The sequence below is a fragment of the Pontibacillus sp. ALD_SL1 genome (assembly GCF_017355605.1).
This window is the reverse complement of sequence record NZ_CP062975.1, coordinates 67,693-84,427: the sequence shown is the minus strand read 5'-3', so window position 1 is coordinate 84,427 and position 16,735 is coordinate 67,693. Positions and strand designations below refer to the sequence as shown.

Here is a 16,735-nt window from a genome sequence, read left to right as displayed (position 1 = left end):
GGTATGATGAAAAAAAGGATTCCTGAGAGGATGATCATAAGATGAACAAAGAACTAACGAGCACCGTTCAAAAAGAAATGGAAGAAGCTTCTGTCCATATTGGTCAGGACGTGTATGTGGAAACTACGCATTATTATGATAAGGCATTTGGAACAAGGCCCCTGTTTGAAGTGCAGTTAAACAAAGTAAAAGATGTGGTATTCACACAAAACAACGCGCGCTACCTTTGGCAATACCACTTGGAAAATGGGCGAGACCGTGATGGTTACGGGTCACTTGGCTGTGCGTATACACGCGGTTGGGATAAAACGTTCCCGCAAATGGAAGACGTGATACGTCGCGTAGCTGACATAATCGATAAAGCCTTCGTTTCACACAACATCAGCGAGACGCGGAAAGAACTGGAGTTGCATCAAGAATACCTCGCCGTCGAATTCACAAGTCACGACAGCGGATTCTCCATTGGCGTCATCTCCGTGGACAATTATAGTGTTCAGAAGGGATTCGTGTTCAACCGTTCGTTCCCAATCAATCATGTATACGGCAGCGAAGAACGGGAGCAACTGTTACGGGATATCCAAAACTATGTTTCTGAAAAACTCGGGACACCGATCCTTAAAACAGTCCCCCCTCAACAGGTCATGACCGTGTTATATGAAGATGGTACGACAGATGCTTTTCCTGTGAAAACAAAACAAGACGCACTGAGAATCAGAGAGAGCCTCCCGTCAAGTGCGCGATCCTTCCTCTTAGATACAGAAAAAGAAGAAATCAAGACATGGTAACCCACCAAAAAGTTCGGCTTTGTGCCGAGCTTTTTTTGTTTGAGGAAACGGGGGATTTATGAGGAATTAAGGAGGTATACAGAAACACAAGGGAGGGGTTTTCTTGGAACGACCACCTGCTGAAGACATGGAAAAAGCCCTAGGGATAAACAGGACAAAACCGATCATCACCACAGAAACCGAAGAGGGAAGCGATGCCTTACAAGCATGGTACGAAGAAGAACTGTGGGAGCGGTATCGATTACTTGAAAAAGAGAAGTAGAAAGCCAAAATAAGGTTTCATCTATTCCTATTTCTTGGTATTCTAGAAGGAGCATTCAGGAAATGAGGGATAGGATGAAACAGAACATCACGATTGGAGAATTGATACAGAATAAACGCGAAGAACAGGGGAAAACCGTATTAGAAGTGGCCAAAGCCATCGGAGCCCCTAAAAGCGTTCTCCTTCAAATTGAGAACCACGCAAGGCCTCCTAAAATAAAGTACGTCCTGGAAATGGCTAAGTTTTTAAATCTGACAGATGAGGAAGAGGAAGAGTGGCTTGAGCTTCGTCAAACAACCATTCGTCCGCCAGTGAAACACAAAAACACAGCGGAAACCCCATCAACAGAAGAAACTCAACAAACACCGACAAACATTGAAAGAGACCAAGAGGAACAGGGTCATGAAAACAAGACAGAAGAAACGTTTTTAACAGTCGATCCAACGGATAATAAAACAGAGCCAAAACCTCAAGCGGACTGGAACGTTGTCTCGTTTCAACGTGAACAAAAAAGGAGCCCATCCGATGAACCTGAAAGAAAAAATGAGGATCTAACTCGAGAGGAAACGAGAGAAGCGAATAACATATATGAAACAAAAGAGGCGAAATCGCATCAGGAAACAGAATCCCAAAATCGTGGCACCACTCCGTTGTCAACTGTGACAGAAGGGGTAGCATCCAATCAGTTTTCTGTTGAACTTTATCCTGGGTATAAATCAGAAATTGTTATTGAAACCGTGCGAAACCAGAACGAGGATCCTAAAAAAGGCTTGCTGACAGAAGAGTTGATCAAAACGTCGACAGAAGAGCACATTAAAAGCGAAATGACGGTACCGCAACAGGAGCTGATTGATCGGGTTAAAGGGAAACTGTTGGATCAGATCAACGATTTAGATGAGTACAAAGAGAAGTTGCAATCGAAAGGGGTTCAGTGATTCATCCTCGCTGTACTCTAATGGAAATAAAAAAGACATGGGAATGATCCCATGTCTTTTTCGTGCAAAAGGGGCTATTCGATTGCGAACTCATATTACCATTTTTGAGGAAATAAAACAATATTAGGCTAATTTTGCACATCGTTTTAACGCGTTCTCCGTAGAGATCAGTATGCTCTGAAGTCCCCCATTAAAGGTTTCATAAAAAGGGATCCCTTCTTTTTTGCACCTTGAAACGGTGTACTTCGATGCATCATGACTGCTTTCGAGATTCGCGAGCAAGACCACATCCGCCTGACTAATCCAGGAACGAAGCGTCTGCTTTGGTTCATCCCCTGAAGCAACCTGGACAGAAGCTTCGGTTTCTTTGAACAGTTCACAAAAATCTGTTCGTCTGCTTGCTGCTCCCACAATAAGAACGTTTTTGTTTTTAAACAGGGAAAAGTTAATCGTTGGATACTTTTCGAATATCGGTGTTTTTTCTTTCGTTTCCTTTTTCTTATCTGCTTCGAGCCTTCTGTTTTCAATCGTTGGTTCCATCTCTTCCGTGTCTATATCATATTTGTAAATCACGCGGATGGTCTGGTCAGGTGCGTTATCATAATAAGCCACATCCACAATATCTCCTTTTTGGAGCTGCAACCTCGAAACATCGTGCTCTCTGAGAACAAACGTATGAAACACCTCGTTCATTCTCAGCAAACCTGTTTGTTTGCTCTCATCAATGACAAGCCGCCCAGCCTCTTCTTTAACGGGACACTGATTGTACTGGACACGACCCTGATGGAATTCGTTTCCTCGTTCGGCGATTTTAAATTTGTAACTGATCTGATCCTTATACGGGTAACGGTCAACGATCTCAACCGTGTCACCGTGCTGTACATCCATGTGGCGCACCATCCGTTCAGGGATCATGTACCCTCCGTCTAAATCTTCAAGAATACCGCCATTCAACTTTCTATCAAATCGATACCGTGTTCCGATCTCGCCTGAAACGTTTTCTTTTTCCTCTTCAATCGGTTCAACAGGCGTTTCTTCCTGCTCGGTTTCCTTCTCCTCGGAAACCTGTGGCACACCCTCATTTACGAAAGAATCTTCAGGTAGATTTGTAAGCGCTTTTAAGAAATCGAAATATCTTCTGACTTGATCCTCGCACGCTTCGAAATTATCTTTATCCATCCTTTCGACAATACGTTTCATGTCATTTTTTGCTTTTTCCCATATCATATGCCTTCCTCCTTATAATGCTTCCAATATTTATTTATATTATCTCATATTATTCAGAATAGTGCCAATATATGTTAGCTCACCATAGGTCGAAGGACTCCCTGTGAGAAATGTTAAGGATTTTGTTTTCGTAAGAAGAACGTTTTTTGCGTATAATAGGAGAAAAAGAAGAGAGGAGCATCATGCTATTGAACCCACTAGAGTCATACAAAGAAATGACAATCCTGTTTGATATCGAACGATTAAGGATTGGTGACCTCTTGCTCCTCAAGAATAAAAAGACAGGCGAATTGAGAAAAGGAACGCTTTCTTTTCTGTCCCGAACACTTCTATCTATCCTGTTTCTCCGTGAAAGAAAAGAGGATTACGGGAGAGACAGTAATCGTGATGAATGGGACATAGAGCCTGCTTCTGGTGAAGAGTGGGAGTGGCATCTTGTCGCAGATGATTTGACATTGTCACCTGTTCACGATCTAGTGATCCATGAACCTTACTTTTCACTTCCGAAAGGTTCCCTTTTGCTGGTTGAAGGAGAACATGGCGAACAGCCGATATTCCTGAATAATGTTTGCGAGGAAGACGTTCGGATCACCATCCTGCATAAAAATGGAAGCATGGAAGAGCAAGTGATACCGATTGCAGAAGCGTTGGAATGGAATGGGAACGTTATAACAGAAGGAGGAGGAAATGCATGAACGAAGTCACGTATAACGGAATAAGTTACACCGCACACATCGTAAGACACCAGGAACGATTGGTTTGTATGTTAAAACCTGTTAAGGAAGGAAAAACACTGATGACGTCGCTGCAACGGGCTGTTAAGGAAGGATTTTTGCCACCTGAAGCAGCTGAATATGCGTTTGCAGATCGATTCCAATAAACGTAAACCTGAGACAAATGTCTCGGGTTTTTTTATGGTTGATAGCTAGTTTGATTGAGCTGTTTGTGTCTAAATTTTTCTCACGTCTCAAAAACCAAGAATACTTATCTTATTGAGATATTTTATGAAATAACCCATGAGTACCGATAATATAGGTTATGTTAACTAGAGTTTTTTGAAAGGTGTTCTGATCAAAAAAAATGATCGTTCCAATACCCCTTTTCGTGTGACAGAAAAAACTTTTGTTCGACGTCTTCTCCCTCAGCCAGGAGATCACTCATTGACGGAAGCAAGTCCTATCCTTTATTCTTGATGTAGAACAAATTTTAATGCGCAATCGGGGTACATTGCGCATCCCGCATGGGGGACCTCCCTTCTTTCTGGGATGAAAAGATACCATGATCTATCCGTTGGAGATCCCCTTCCCGACCGTACCCGAGTGACCTTCGTTTATTCGAAGGTCTTTTTTTATGTTTTTGACGGAACACGGTCATTCTCGCTTATAATAGGAGTCACCACACATTTCGAGAGGAGTTTGATTATGGGTAAATTTTCTTTGGGGCAGGTCGTCATGACAGCGGCTCTTGCTCATCATTTAGAGGAAAAGGAACGCGGTGAAGAAGCCCTCCTCCCTTTCCTGAAACGGCATCACAGCGGAGATTGGGGAGATCTAACTCCAGACGACAGAGAACAAAATGAAGAAGCGCTTCGGCACGGGGATCGTCTCCTGTCTTCCTATGATTTTGAAGGGGAAACGATTTGGATCATCACTGAGCACGACCGATCGGTGACCACCATGCTGTTCCCGAGCGATTATTAGAAAAACACCACTCAGTTGAGTGGTGTTTTCTTATTTATGAGACAGGGGGAATCATTCATCAAACATATCTGGCTTCCGTGAACCAATATAATCGATTAACCGAAGAAGAATCCAATGATAATCCCGCTTCCTTCCTTCCCCATAATAGATTCGTTCCAATTCGAAAAACTCAAACGGTGTCATTGATGAATAATCAATGGAAAATTCTTCGATCCCATCCAAAAAGACAGCCGCTTTTAAAGGCTCATCCCTTCCTTTCGTCTTGTGAACATCATCTCCGAAGACGAGATCCACTCGAATCGAATACTGTGTCCCTTCGTATATTCCGCTTGCCTCTCTGTTGTACCCTTCAACTTTAATGGTAACGTTATGTAATCCACCCAACGCTTCTTTATGCTTTGCGACAAATTCCTCTGTCACGCTCATCAAATACGGTTTCATATCTTCATACATGTAAGCAGGAAGCGCAATGACTTTCGGGTATCGGGTTCGTGGCATAGGTATCCATCCTCCTTAAAATTTTTCCTCAACATACCACATGAGAAAAGCTCAGGATGATCCCAAGCTTTTCGTGTGTTCTTATTCGCCGACCATCCCATCCCCATCTCGATCGTCCATATATTTATAAAGCCAATGATCCTTCGTTATAGGCATCGTGAATCCTGCCTCTTTCGCTTCCTTAATTGTCACCTGACCATTTCCGTTTGTATCCACACTTGTAACGTCTCCTTCTTCGTTTGAACCCGTCGATTCCGAAGACTTATCCTCTGTTAAACCGAGTGATTCGTTGACTTCATCAGGGTTCACATTTTCGAACGTATCCGTGATTTCGTTCCCTTTAATCGTGTACGTATATTGGTATTTCGAAGGAATTTGGGTCTTGGTATCGGGATAGGTGATAATCGCTTCAAAATCCGTGGCTCCGCCTGCTTTTCGAATGCTGTCTTCCATATAGGCTTGGTCGCCGTGTCGGTTGAGCGTACTCTCCTGAGGCGTAATATTATAAGCATTGGACACCCCGCCGAGAGAATCAGCGATCACATGCCCCTCATCCAATACATCACTTTCCACTCCAGGAACCTTTGCCTCATCAGAGAAATATCGCCCAGACGATAATACGGGTTCATTTTGGTCATCTTGCAGAACGATCTGATCGGCTACGACACGCACGAGCTGCCCGTGTTCGTTTGTAAACGCCCAATATTCACGGTCTCCGAATCCGACGTCCACGACCACATTTGCCTCGCGATGACCAGACAAATCGCCGCCATCAACGGTAATCTTTTTGTATCCTGAAAACCTCTCCTCATTCCCTTGTTCGTTTTCCTCTTCTTCCTTTTCGGTTTCCGTTTCTTCTTTTTCAGTTTCATCCTCAACCGCTGTGACCGTTTCCTCATTTTCCGTGGTTTCTTCTGAGCTTTCGGTCGCTGTTTCTTGTTCTTCAGATGCTTCGGGTTTATCGCTACTCGTATCGTCCACATCGGTACAGCCAACAACAAAGACCGCTGTTAAGAGTAAAATTAGATGATTCATTTTCTTTTTCATGTCAAATCTCCCCCGCCATAGTTTCAATCATGCTTCCTTTAGTTTACTACACTTTCATGGTGAAATGGTTCTAAATGATTTCAAACCCGCCATCCTTTTCAGCTATTAAACTGATAGCCGTTTATTTCGTTTTCTTGCTTCTTCTGTCCGTCCAGTATTGAGCCATTTTTTGACTTCGGCAGAACGGACACCAATGGCCGTTCGCTATACTTGATGCTCGTGGTTCCCACTCATGCCCTTCACGGCAACGTACTTTAATCGGATAGGCGCATCCTCGGACAGATGTGGATAACAAGGTCCCGCCCCGTTCTTCCACGACCCGTTTCATGTTCTCGGTTGTATACCGTTCCCCTCTGGAGCAGTGGGGGGGCACCAGGTACCATTTTTTATGGCATTCAGGGTCGTTTGCCAGCGATGGCCCTTTTCGCATTCCCACAAGAGTTTTTGGGAGTACCCATTACGGTAGGTATGGGATAAACACTTCCCGCCCCGTTTTGCCGCCCATTCATGCCTATCCCTTTCGGAACAACGTTGGCACCCAGGACACCAATGCCCTTTCTGGATGTCGTTATACGTCGCCTTCCAGATATGTCCGCGTTGGCATTTCCATTCCAGTTTCGTTTGAGAAGAAACGTAGATTCTGGATAAGCATTCCCCGCCATGTTCCTTTGCCAAAGCGTTCGCGTCCTCTATGGTTTTTCTCCGCCTTCCCCCTGTTCGGCACGTCGGGCACCAGGAACCTCTTTTGACGCTGTAAAAAAAAGTCGCCCATTCATGACCCTGACGGCATCGGAAATAAAGCTTTTCGGTTGATCCGTGATAATCGTTCGACAGGCACTCTCCGCCATTCTGTCGAGCGAGATCCTCAGCTTCTTTAAGAACCTTCGCTCCTTTATTTTTTTTGGAGCATTCCTTGCAACGGAACGAAGCTGCCATGTAAGAATACGTATCCTCCCATATATGTCCGTATGGGCATCTCCACTCCAGTTTTTGAGTCGACGTGACACGCCCTTCGCTCAAACACACGGCCCCGTTTTTCTTCGCCAATGCTCTAGCCTTATCGATTGTTTTCACCCGTTATCTGCTCCCATTCTTTCGCCTTTTCCATAATGTAGCATATTCCCGTCACCGCTTCTACAAAGACTTTGGCCAGGCTGGAAAACATAAGAAAGGCCACTCAAGTGAGTGGCCTTTCTCTTCTTATTCTTCATCAAATAAACTTGCTTGCCCTTGTTTCTTAAATGTCTCATAGTCCATCGCCTCGACATCTTCTTCTTTAGGAGGGATGGTGCCATTATCTTTACGGTAAAAGGCGGTTTGAAGCTGAAGTTCTTCTCCTTTTTCCTTTGTTTCCGTTAAAAAGGCGGTCCCGAACTGATGACGCAGGCGCAAACTGTACACCACAGGGAAGTGTTTATAAATACCTTCTTCCTTGTGAGCCGTCAGACAGATGAACTGGACATCGTTTCGCTCGGCAATCTCAAAAATCGGTTTTAAAATATGACCTGATGACGCTTTACCAAACGGATTGTCGGCGAGGATTGTTTTCCACGCTTCGCTGTTTTCCTGATAACTCTGGCGGATGTGGTTAATGAGAATGATAAACATGACCATGTATACGGAGTATTTTTCTCCTCCTGACCAGCTTGAAACATCTCCCCATCGTTCCGTTAAGACGCGGTCGCTTGTGTTTTCGTCTTTTTTCGGCTTAATGACTTTTACTTGAACCTCAGAAATCGGACTCAGTACGTTGAGAAGATTGACGGTTCGGAAATGATTGCTGATTTGCTCTCGAATTTCATCTTCTGTGTATCCTTTCTCCTCCTGGAGTACATCCATTTCGTGTATTTTTCGCTCGATGTAGTCATTCATTCGTCCCATGACTTCATCATGTTCCCACTCCCGCCATTTGATATCAATCATACGGGCCTGTCTTCCTCGTGACGTGATGGAAGATTGCTTCGGAATGGACATGATGTTTGAATAGACAACTTTTGCACGACTTAAACAGGAATCCGCAAGCGTTTCTTTGTTTCGCTGAAGCTCATGAAGCTCAAGCTCCAGATGTTCTTTCTTCGCTTGAAGCGTTTCAAAAATCCGCTGAAATTCTCCGTCAATATAGGTGTAAGAAGCCATATAATCGGTTGAGATCATGCCGCTAATCTGGTTAACCACCGCATGATATTGAAAATTCTCCTGCTGAAGCTGCTTTTGGAACGTGCGGAGCGCACCTGCTGTTTCTTTTAAGTGAGCGGAGAACTCTTTGATCGCGTTTCTGGCATTTTCCTCTCTCGCTCGCATGCCTTTTGTAATGGAGGCAGAGAGAGCCCTGTGGGAATCATCTGGGAGAGCCTCCTCTACTCCGCTCAGCCATTCTTCATTCAACCTTACAGGTTGCGCGAGGATGTGTTCAACCGTGTCCATTCCTTTCTTTTCTTCCTCGATCCGCTTTTGGAGCGCGGTGATTCGATCCCACGCATAATCCCGTTCGTTTTTATACGTTTCCTTTTCTTGTTCATGAAAATCAGGATCGTAATGAAGGAACGGTTCCTCGTACCCGATCGTTTTGATGGTGTGTCGAAGGGTGCTGTCATACGTTTTTTCCTCCAGTTGGAGTTCATGCTGGAGTTTTGTTTTCGTCTCTTGCTCCTGTTCAAACTCTTTTCGTTTCACGTTGTACATGACACGGGAATCCTTCATCTCTTTTTCTGTTACAGGCACGCGGTTCTCCCGCACCCATTCTCTTGATAAACCTGTTTCCTCAATGGAGGCAATCAAGGGTTCCTGACGACTTTGCTCCGACCGAATGACACGTAAATACGAATCGCGGTCCCCTTGCTTTTGATTGAGGCGACTCTCAAGCGCCCCGACGCGCCTTTTCTGTTCCGTGTAATCCCGCTTTTCTTCTGACCCTTTCACTTCTTCCAGTTGGAACGTCTTGAAGTCTTCTTCATGCATGCGTATAGCGTGGGCGAGGGTTGCCTTGTTCTGATAGGCGTTTTCACGGTTTTGTCTCACATTCGTTTTCTTTTCTTCTTGTTGCTGGATTGTACGCTCCAAAACAGGAATACGCTCTTCTGTTTCATTCCGCTCCTCTCGCTTGGCGGAAACCACTTCCTCGTAAGGGATGTAAGCCAACACGGCACTTTCTTTGTTTCTCTCCTGTTCTAACAGAGGCTCAAGGCGTGCTATGGTCTCGTTGTAATGCTGTTGCTCCGATGTCCACAATACCTCAATATCATGTAACCGTTTTTCGAAGCGGTTATCTCGTTCTTTCTTTTTCTCCTCTTCACGCTTCTTCAGCTCATGGATGTGGTGATCCCGTTCTTGTTCCAAACGGTTTTTCTCCTCTTCATAAAGGGTTTTAAACTCTTCGTTCTTAGTATGAAGGGACGTTTCGAATCGCTCTTCCTGACGCTTATATTGATCATGGCGGCGCGTTTTTTGTTCGTTTAAGCGCTCAAGCTCTTCCTCGTGTTCCTGGTCATACCGATCACGTGCACGGTTGATGCGCTCTTCTTTCTCTCGATGGGCCTTTTCTTTCTCTTCTTGCCATTCGCGCGTAAGCTTCTTCAACGAATCTTCCAAATTGAGAATATAGGACGTTGTTTCCTTGAGAGAAGCTTCTAAAGATTGAATTTTTTTGTCTGCCTTCTCATGCAAACGTTCTGATTCCTTGACGACAGAATGAGGGTAACGCTCGAAAAAGGACCCGAGATCGTGAATCAACGACCGCTTTTTGTCTTCCTCTTGTTTCCTATCGTTAAAGGCTTCCCGTAAAACCTTCACTTGTTCTTTCGTTTCTTCTTTAAAGGCTTGGAGTGCTTCCTCAGACGTGAACACATCCATTGAAGACGGGTGATAAATCATAAGCCCCTCTGTTTCGGGTGATTCTTCAGACAAGAACAATATAGGGGTCGTTTCGACCCACTCCCCGAGATCAGACAGGGCGGTTTGAATCGAATCGTACTCTTCTTCTTGTATTAACAAGGCATGAACAAGGTATCGGTTTGCTTCCTCAGGGTGATCCATTGTGCGAAGCCTTTCCATCCCGAGTGTTACTTGAAACCCTTTTTGCTTCAGGTGCTCCTGAACCATAACCAGTTCTTCATGAGCAGGCAGGTGTCCCTCCTGTTCGATCGTTCGAACCGTTTTCTCTTTTGGATAGAGTTCGCGGGATAGGCGTTGTTGCTCTTTGCTCGCCTTTTCAGCCATCCATTCCGCTTCCTCAATAAGAGTGTGGCCACCTTCGTAAAGATCCTCACAAGCATACGTTTCTTCAAACTTCTTCTTTTCTTCTTTTTGTTCCCCGAGGAAAATGGAGTGACGTTGGTGTTCTTTTTGGCTTTCTGCCAAAGCATCCGTATCGTTTCGGTGCCTTTCTTTTGCGTCCCTTATATTCGTGGTGTGCTGATCCGTGCGGAACTGAACATCTTCTTCGAGACGTTTTAAACCATCGTTCAGCTGAGTTTGGGCGCGTTCCATCTCTTTGTCTCGAATTTCTTTTCGCTCTTCCACGATCTCTTGGCTTTTTCGTTCCATTTCCTCTAATGCCGTATCACGTTCCGTGGCAGCTTCCCCAATGAGGCGATTCGTTTCCTTTTTCAGGCGATCGAGTTCCTCCTGATAGCCGAGGAACGCTTCGCTGAGTTGTTGATCCGCTTCTTCCTCAATCCTCTTTTGTTCGGCGTTAAAGGCTTCTCGCGCCTCATTTTCTTCTTTATTGTGCGCTTGGTTTACTTTTTCACGATTGTTGTAATAAGAATCCTTCTGGTTGTTAAAACGTTTTTTCGTTTCCTCTAAGTCCTGTTCTGTCTTTACAATCTGTTCCCTGATCTTTTCAAGAAGAACGGCGGGCTGGTCGATAATCATTTCTTCTGTAACGCGCAGTGCTTCCTGATACAGCTTCATCCGTTCCTCGAAGAAGATGTTCACGTTTTTTTGGCGTTCCTTCATAGAACGAAGCTCATCCTGTGCGTTTTCTTTTGCTTCTTCCGCTTCTTTCTCTGCCTCATCAAACTGTTGGATTTTGTCGTGGATTTCTTTTTCCTGATGTCGGTTCGTTCTGTCTTGTTCTTCCCAGGCTGTTTTTAAGACTCTTTTGGACTCAGCATATTCCTTTTGAAGCTCTGGCTCTTGTTGGTCGAGGAGTTCGATTTTTTCCTGGTATTCTCTAATGGTTTGCTCTGTTTCTTGCACCCCTGCATCGTAATAAAAAGCGGTTGCCCTATTACGACGAGAAAGGGTGTCCTCTTTCTCCTTTTCTTTCTCTAGAATGCGCTCTTGTGCTGAAGCGATATCTTCTCGCAGGCGATCCATGGTTCCCTTTGAAAGAAAAAGATCATGACTTTTAAATTTCCAATCAAGTTCTGTGGCTTTCCCTCGTTCTTCTGTGATTCGTTCCTCGTAATCCCTTACAAGATCTTCTTTTTCCCTGTAAATCACACCGAGAGAGACTCTTCCCTGTTCATATGAACGCACATCCCTTTTGGCTTTAGACCGCTTCTCTTCCGCTTCTTCGGCCTGCTTGAGGATTCGTTCTGATTTGTCTTTGAATAACTCCAGATTCTCAATCGATTTTCGAATGCGGGGGATATTGGCTATGCGCTCACGGTACCGCATAAAATTCGTCGTCAGCTGATCTCGTTTCTCCTCTGTTTTATACATAGCTTGTTCCACTTGCGGAACAAGGATTTTTTCAATCAGTTTTTGGTCTGTATCGGCCTTTTTGAAATAGGCCTCCGCGTCTCCTTCATCTCCGTTGATGCTGACGATGCGCTCCCATTCTTCTTGCAAAATATTGTATTGGCGCAGCTTTTTACGATGTTTTTCCTTTGATTCCGTTGACCGATCAAACCATTCTGTCCGATAGATGGCAGGATCAAGATTCCCGATATGTTTTCGAATGGCACTCCAGCTAGCCGAACGCCCCTCTTTCACAAGCGGAAGGTCATGCAGTATGGAGGTTTGGGATTCAAACACATACATATGATAGGTATCGATGACTTGTTGGGAGGATCGGTTCACGGAAAAGAAGAACCCCGTATAGATATACCGCTGTTCATCCCTCCACTCCAACACGATATGACCCCTGTCGCTGTATTTGATGGTATCTTTGAAATAGCGCTCACCAATGCGCTGGTTTGGCAGGATGGGCTGCGTTAACAGTTGAATGGTGGCCGTTTTTCCGCCACCGTTTTCTAGAATTTTTATCGTGTTATAGCCCATGTATTCATAGGTCAGGTCATCGATTTTATAAGGATTCGACTGAGACCCATACACAATCCCAGCGAGTCTGGCTCGGTTTAATTTTGGCATTACTGGTCCTCCTCGTCTTGTTGAAAGTCACTCCTGGCTTCATCGAGGGAATAGCGCATGAGTCGCATAATTTTCCCCTTTCGTTCGGAGTTGAAATAATAGTTGTCAATAATGTCTCGCATTTTTTCTGTGATGATAAACTGCGTCTCGTTCACATACATCAAAAGCCCCTCATCCTTAAGGAAATCTGTGACCCTGTGAATAAACGCAATACGGGTTTTCGTTCGTTTGTAAGCTTCTGTTTCTTTATAAGCCTGAAGACGATCCCAGGCCTGTGCGGCACCAAGGAGATCTAACTCATGTTCATCCCCGACTTCCTCAATGAATTCCTTATTTTCCTCTAAGACATATTGAAGGCGTGACGTCATTTTTTCCTCAATACCCTCAAGCGTTAAAAACTGACGATCCAGTCCGCTCAAACTGTTGTCCTCACTGTTATAGAATTCAGCGAGTATGGCCTGCATGATCAGCTGCGCCAGGTGAACGTAGCGGTTCGGTGTTGTTTTATCAAGCCCGAACACTTCCTTTAACTCGTCTTTTGTATAAGCAAGGAACGGGTTGTTCAAGGTTCTTGACATATAAAGCCGTGAGTCCGTCCGATGAATGAGAACCTCTGCCTGTTTCTCCATGCTGTTCAGCGCGTCCCGCACTTCTTTTGTGTCAAAGTCAGACAGCATCTCGGTATCATCGGTGGACCGAAATTTATAAAGTGTGTCATAAATTTTGAACGCCCGCTCGTACGCATTAAATTCTTCCATTTCGATCTCTCCTTTTGATTTTAAAATTGGAAAGGGTAAATCCGTTTTGAAGGGTGATGGTTCCTTCCCCTTCTTCCACGACGAATCCGCCCAGTTGCCCGAACACGTCTTTGTCTGCTGTCTTCATAATTGCTTTTGGGATCTCATCGACCATGGTCGAAATGGCTTCGTGTGAACGGACGAGTTCCGTTTCTCCGAGCTGGTGGAAATAAATCACAAGCGGCAGGAAAGAATCTGCTCCTACGATATCTTCTTCATCGAGCTCCCCTGTATGGATGATCTCTTCCATCGTGACCTCTTCTTTTTGGGTAAGGGGCATGAGCAAGGTTTCAAGATACGCTGCATACCGATCAATTCGAATGACGCTCCTTTCCTCATCGATTCTGTCAAGGTAGTCCGCCCATTCCGTATCAAGTTCGCCAAATTGGTTCCCGTCTTCATCTTGTTTACGTTTCTTGCGGACGGCTTGAGGCTCGAAGATCTCACCAGGGTGAAAGCGTTTCGGGTGTTTGAAATCAAACAAGGGATCGAGAATCGAGATCAACGTGTCGGTATCGATTTCTTCACTTGTTGAAGGGTGGAACAATTCTTTTTCCAAATTGAACCGAACACCGAAGGATTCCATGACGAGGCTTTCCAGCGCGTTTGACATATACGTCTGGAGGTCGAGCTTATCTCCGAACAAGGCTTCATGATCCCGTATAATCCCTTCAAGACCCCGCTTCATTTTTCCAATCATCAGCTGAACAGTCTCAGCCTTCTCCCCGAGTTCTTCTTCCTCTTTGTGTTTCCTTGTGTCCTCGATGAAGTCAAGCATATCTGAAAACACTTCCTGCTTGCGTTCGAACCGCTCGTTAATGCGTTCGATCCGTTTTTCAATCTCGCCACTTTGAAAGGTTTTTAACGTGTTTTTTTGAATCGTTTTTTTCAAGCGGATAATTTCCTGACGTTCATTGTATACATCAACAAGCATCTCTTTTAGTTCTTGAAGAGCCCCTTCAAACACGCCTTTTTCCACCTGCTGACGGAAAAACAGGGCGCGGATACTTGTGCGGAGTTCCCCGTACAGTTCTTTGGTTTTATACAGCATGTCAATGCACTCATCGGAGAGCTTAAAATAAACGCTGCCCTTTACTTTGAACTCATCTATGAGAACGAGGTGGAACTCAAAAACCTCACCTCGTTTCTTTTCGTTGTTCCAGATTTTTTCTTTGTGCGGTGCCCCGTTATTCATGAGGTGAGCAAACAGGATGTGTTTCGTTAACTCACTCAGAACGTCTTCCGAATACACGACCTCGAATTGTTCTTCAATATAATCACGGAGGAATTCCCGTATCGCTTCTTCTGTACATTCTTTCGTGTTCTGATACATGTGTTCAAGTATGAACAATAAGACTGCTATACCTAAGTGGCGCATCGGTAAATCGTACTTTTCTGTCTTTTGAAGCGTATGAAGAGGGGTGTCTAATACCATGTTTTTCTCCCGCTCTGTCAGGTTTCCAATGCGGGATGCCTGTTTATCCATCGCGCTTCACCAGCCTTTTCATGATGCCGTAATGCACGTATTCCTGCGGGAGGAGATTTCCCTCGTCAAGCACATTTCTGATGACTGTTGCTCTCTCTTTTGTGAAATACACAAGGAACGGAGCAAGAGATGGACGATCGTCCGTTTCAGGTTCTGTTGCCTGATCGGAAAACCGATCGACCAGCGTATTGTAAAAGGGGAGATAGGGTTTTAAGGTGCCTTTGTGCCCTCTCGCTGTTCGTTCCCATATGGCTACACCTTCTCGATCAATGTCTCCAAAATAGTACAAATCCAGATCGTAATAAGAGAGTTCTTCTATATGCTGAAGATAGTTAATGGTGGATTCTATTCGCTTTCCTCCGCCATAAATAATCAACTGGAACGGAAGGGCCCCCTCGTCCCAAAGGCGCTTGATGCTTGCATACGTATCACTGTTTTCGATGATGATTCCCTTCAATGGAGAGGGAACGGCTTTTGGAATGCCAAGTTTATAGGAGAAGGGTTCTGGTGTATGAATCATGCGTAAGTCCTCTTTCTCTAGCCCGATGCGGTTTAAAAAGGCGGAGTGTTTCTTGAGCCACTTTTCATCTCCGAACAGCATGGCCGAACGCTCATTCACCTGTAACCACTCGTAATCTTCGGCTGGATATTCATCTGAAAGGAATAGACTAATTTTTTCGATGAATGGCCAATCTTTGTGCAGTTCCTCTTCTCTTCCCCTGTAATAGGATAAATCGATGGAATCATGGACTGTGACGTCGCCAGGATTCATGAATGGTTTTGCCTCTTCCTTTTGAGCCCGATTCCAATACTGGTTGTATAGAGGGGGGTAGAGTCCGTTGAAATCCGTTGTTTTCTTTCCTCCTACTCCGATTAAAATCTCTTCTTCCGTTAGTTCGTTGATGGTCTCTGCAAAGGCATCGTAGTCCATGTATGCTTCTTTGTGGTGTCGGATCATGTATTCTTCAAGTTGACTGATGTTGACTTTTTTTCGTTTATGATCTTGTAAAAATGAGAGTATGATTGTTTTCATGGTTTACCTCCTAGCCACTTTTTAACTTCATCCATATCGGAAGGCTGAGGCTCATAAACAGGGAAGGCCTCAACCACACGATTGCCCGTCGCCTCCACCCACTTTTTGAAAAGAGGATAGGCGAAATACGATACAGAACTTCTGCTCTCGACGATAACGGTCACCCCGTTCATGGACTGGAGTGTGTCACCGAGTTCGTTGATCCCCTCCCGATCAAGAGTGAGAGGATCTGCGATATCCCGTACGACGCTTTGTATGATGTATCCATTTTGATACGCCCAGGAAGAAAGGCTGGTGAGCTGTCGTTCAAACTCGTCGTACTCCTGCTTCGTGTAGGAAGGTGAGGTCCTGAGATAGAGCACAGCATAGCGAGTTCCTCTCTCTCGGTCTCGTTCGCCTCGCAACAGACCGTATATGTAGTCTTTTTCAAACCGCCTGTGCCCTTTTGGGGTTCGGACGCAGTCCATTTTCCCTTCATCCACCCAATAGCGGATCGTTTGGGATTCAACTCCAAACAGAGCAGCGACCTGACCGATTTTGAGATATTCCGACATGTTTCCACCTCCGTCTACAAATCATGTCGTAAACCAATATATCAAAATTATCCCCTGAGTTAAATTGAAATATTTTAGATTTTTGAGATTTGA

The 16,735-nt window shown here is 44.8% G+C and carries 14 protein-coding genes; 6 read left to right on the top strand and 8 right to left on the bottom strand.

Annotation, left to right across the window (positions count from 1 at the left end; translation table 11 throughout):
- Positions 1-41: 41 nt before the first annotated feature.
- From IMZ31_RS19375 to IMZ31_RS19365, 3 genes are all read left to right on the top strand, one after another.
- A complete protein-coding gene (locus IMZ31_RS19375; protein ID WP_207531175.1) occupies positions 42-785 on the top strand; it encodes a hypothetical protein in 744 nt (247 codons plus the stop codon).
- Between the two features lie 103 nt (positions 786-888).
- The gene (locus IMZ31_RS19370) at positions 889-1,047 is read left to right on the top strand and encodes a hypothetical protein (protein ID WP_207531174.1); all 159 of its coding nucleotides are present in this window, start codon (positions 889-891) and stop codon (positions 1,045-1,047) included.
- Between the two features lie 74 nt (positions 1,048-1,121).
- On the top strand, positions 1,122-1,982 hold the full coding sequence (locus tag IMZ31_RS19365; protein WP_207531173.1) for a helix-turn-helix domain-containing protein: 861 nt from the start codon (positions 1,122-1,124) through the stop codon (positions 1,980-1,982).
- Between the two features lie 123 nt (positions 1,983-2,105).
- On the opposite strand, the gene IMZ31_RS19360 is transcribed toward IMZ31_RS19365, so the two are convergent.
- On the bottom strand, positions 2,106-3,209 hold the full coding sequence (locus IMZ31_RS19360) for a hypothetical protein (RefSeq protein ID WP_207531172.1): 1,104 nt from the start codon (positions 3,207-3,209) through the stop codon (positions 2,106-2,108).
- 182 nt (positions 3,210-3,391) lie between these two features.
- Between IMZ31_RS19360 and IMZ31_RS19355 the strand changes: the two genes are divergently transcribed.
- The 3 genes from IMZ31_RS19355 (at position 3,392) to IMZ31_RS19345 (ending at position 4,909) form a co-directional block, all read left to right on the top strand.
- Positions 3,392-3,904 carry a hypothetical protein gene (locus IMZ31_RS19355; RefSeq protein WP_207531171.1) on the top strand — a complete coding sequence of 171 codons (513 nt, stop codon included), beginning with the start codon at positions 3,392-3,394 and terminating at the stop codon, positions 3,902-3,904.
- Entirely contained in the window at positions 3,901-4,089 is a 189-nt protein-coding gene (locus tag IMZ31_RS19350; protein ID WP_207531170.1) for a hypothetical protein, read from the top strand. The genes IMZ31_RS19355 and IMZ31_RS19350 overlap by 4 nt, the downstream gene beginning before the upstream one ends.
- Before the next feature lie 541 nt (positions 4,090-4,630).
- Positions 4,631-4,909 (top strand): hypothetical protein, encoded by a 279-nt coding sequence (locus IMZ31_RS19345; RefSeq protein WP_207531169.1) that lies wholly within the window; start codon positions 4,631-4,633, stop codon positions 4,907-4,909.
- Positions 4,910-4,960: 51 nt separating this feature from the next.
- Here IMZ31_RS19345 and IMZ31_RS19340 read toward each other — a convergent pair whose 3' ends face one another.
- The 7 genes from IMZ31_RS19340 to IMZ31_RS19305 form a co-directional block, all read right to left on the bottom strand.
- Positions 4,961-5,407: a hypothetical protein gene (locus tag IMZ31_RS19340; protein ID WP_207531168.1), complete on the bottom strand. Its 447-nt coding sequence runs from the start codon at positions 5,405-5,407 to the stop codon at positions 4,961-4,963.
- Positions 5,408-5,488: 81 nt separating this feature from the next.
- Positions 5,489-6,454 carry a DNA/RNA non-specific endonuclease gene (locus tag IMZ31_RS19335; protein WP_207531167.1) on the bottom strand — a complete coding sequence of 322 codons (966 nt, stop codon included), beginning with the start codon at positions 6,452-6,454 and terminating at the stop codon, positions 5,489-5,491.
- Between the two features lie 1,200 nt (positions 6,455-7,654).
- Complete coding sequence (locus tag IMZ31_RS19325) at positions 7,655-12,772, bottom strand: coiled-coil domain-containing protein (RefSeq protein WP_207531165.1); 5,118 nt, start codon at positions 12,770-12,772, stop codon at positions 7,655-7,657.
- Entirely contained in the window at positions 12,772-13,530 is a 759-nt protein-coding gene (locus tag IMZ31_RS19320; RefSeq protein ID WP_207531164.1) for a DUF6063 family protein, read from the bottom strand. The genes IMZ31_RS19325 and IMZ31_RS19320 overlap by 1 nt, the downstream gene beginning before the upstream one ends.
- Complete coding sequence (locus tag IMZ31_RS19315) at positions 13,517-15,055, bottom strand: hypothetical protein (RefSeq protein ID WP_207531163.1); 1,539 nt, start codon at positions 15,053-15,055, stop codon at positions 13,517-13,519. Before IMZ31_RS19315 ends, IMZ31_RS19320 begins: the two co-directional genes overlap by 14 nt.
- Positions 15,048-16,088, bottom strand: a complete 1,041-nt coding sequence (locus IMZ31_RS19310; RefSeq protein ID WP_207531162.1) for a Wadjet anti-phage system protein JetD domain-containing protein — start codon at positions 16,086-16,088, stop codon at positions 15,048-15,050. Before IMZ31_RS19310 ends, IMZ31_RS19315 begins: the two co-directional genes overlap by 8 nt.
- Positions 16,085-16,642, bottom strand: a complete 558-nt coding sequence (locus IMZ31_RS19305) for a MerR family DNA-binding transcriptional regulator (RefSeq protein ID WP_207531161.1) — start codon at positions 16,640-16,642, stop codon at positions 16,085-16,087. The genes IMZ31_RS19310 and IMZ31_RS19305 overlap by 4 nt, the downstream gene beginning before the upstream one ends.
- Positions 16,643-16,735 lie beyond the last annotated feature (93 nt).

What these genes read in the sequence shown, in the direction of transcription:
- IMZ31_RS19365 (WP_207531173.1), top strand. Translation starts at nt 1,122, where the DNA reads ATGAAACAGAACATCACGATTGGAGAATTGATACAGAATAAACGCGAA.
- IMZ31_RS19310 (WP_207531162.1), bottom strand. Translation starts at nt 16,088, where the DNA reads ATGAAAACAATCATACTCTCATTTTTACAAGATCATAAACGAAAAAAA.
- IMZ31_RS19345 (WP_207531169.1), top strand. Translation starts at nt 4,631, where the DNA reads ATGGGTAAATTTTCTTTGGGGCAGGTCGTCATGACAGCGGCTCTTGCT.
- IMZ31_RS19325 (WP_207531165.1), bottom strand. Translation starts at nt 12,772, where the DNA reads ATGCCAAAATTAAACCGAGCCAGACTCGCTGGGATTGTGTATGGGTCT.
- IMZ31_RS19340 (WP_207531168.1), bottom strand. Translation starts at nt 5,407, where the DNA reads ATGCCACGAACCCGATACCCGAAAGTCATTGCGCTTCCTGCTTACATG.
- IMZ31_RS19315 (WP_207531163.1), bottom strand. Translation starts at nt 15,055, where the DNA reads ATGGATAAACAGGCATCCCGCATTGGAAACCTGACAGAGCGGGAGAAA.
- IMZ31_RS19350 (WP_207531170.1), top strand. Translation starts at nt 3,901, where the DNA reads ATGAACGAAGTCACGTATAACGGAATAAGTTACACCGCACACATCGTA.
- IMZ31_RS19375 (WP_207531175.1), top strand. Translation starts at nt 42, where the DNA reads ATGAACAAAGAACTAACGAGCACCGTTCAAAAAGAAATGGAAGAAGCT.
- IMZ31_RS19355 (WP_207531171.1), top strand. Translation starts at nt 3,392, where the DNA reads ATGCTATTGAACCCACTAGAGTCATACAAAGAAATGACAATCCTGTTT.
- IMZ31_RS19320 (WP_207531164.1), bottom strand. Translation starts at nt 13,530, where the DNA reads ATGGAAGAATTTAATGCGTACGAGCGGGCGTTCAAAATTTATGACACA.
- IMZ31_RS19335 (WP_207531167.1), bottom strand. Translation starts at nt 6,454, where the DNA reads ATGAAAAAGAAAATGAATCATCTAATTTTACTCTTAACAGCGGTCTTT.
- IMZ31_RS19360 (WP_207531172.1), bottom strand. Translation starts at nt 3,209, where the DNA reads ATGATATGGGAAAAAGCAAAAAATGACATGAAACGTATTGTCGAAAGG.
- IMZ31_RS19305 (WP_207531161.1), bottom strand. Translation starts at nt 16,642, where the DNA reads ATGTCGGAATATCTCAAAATCGGTCAGGTCGCTGCTCTGTTTGGAGTT.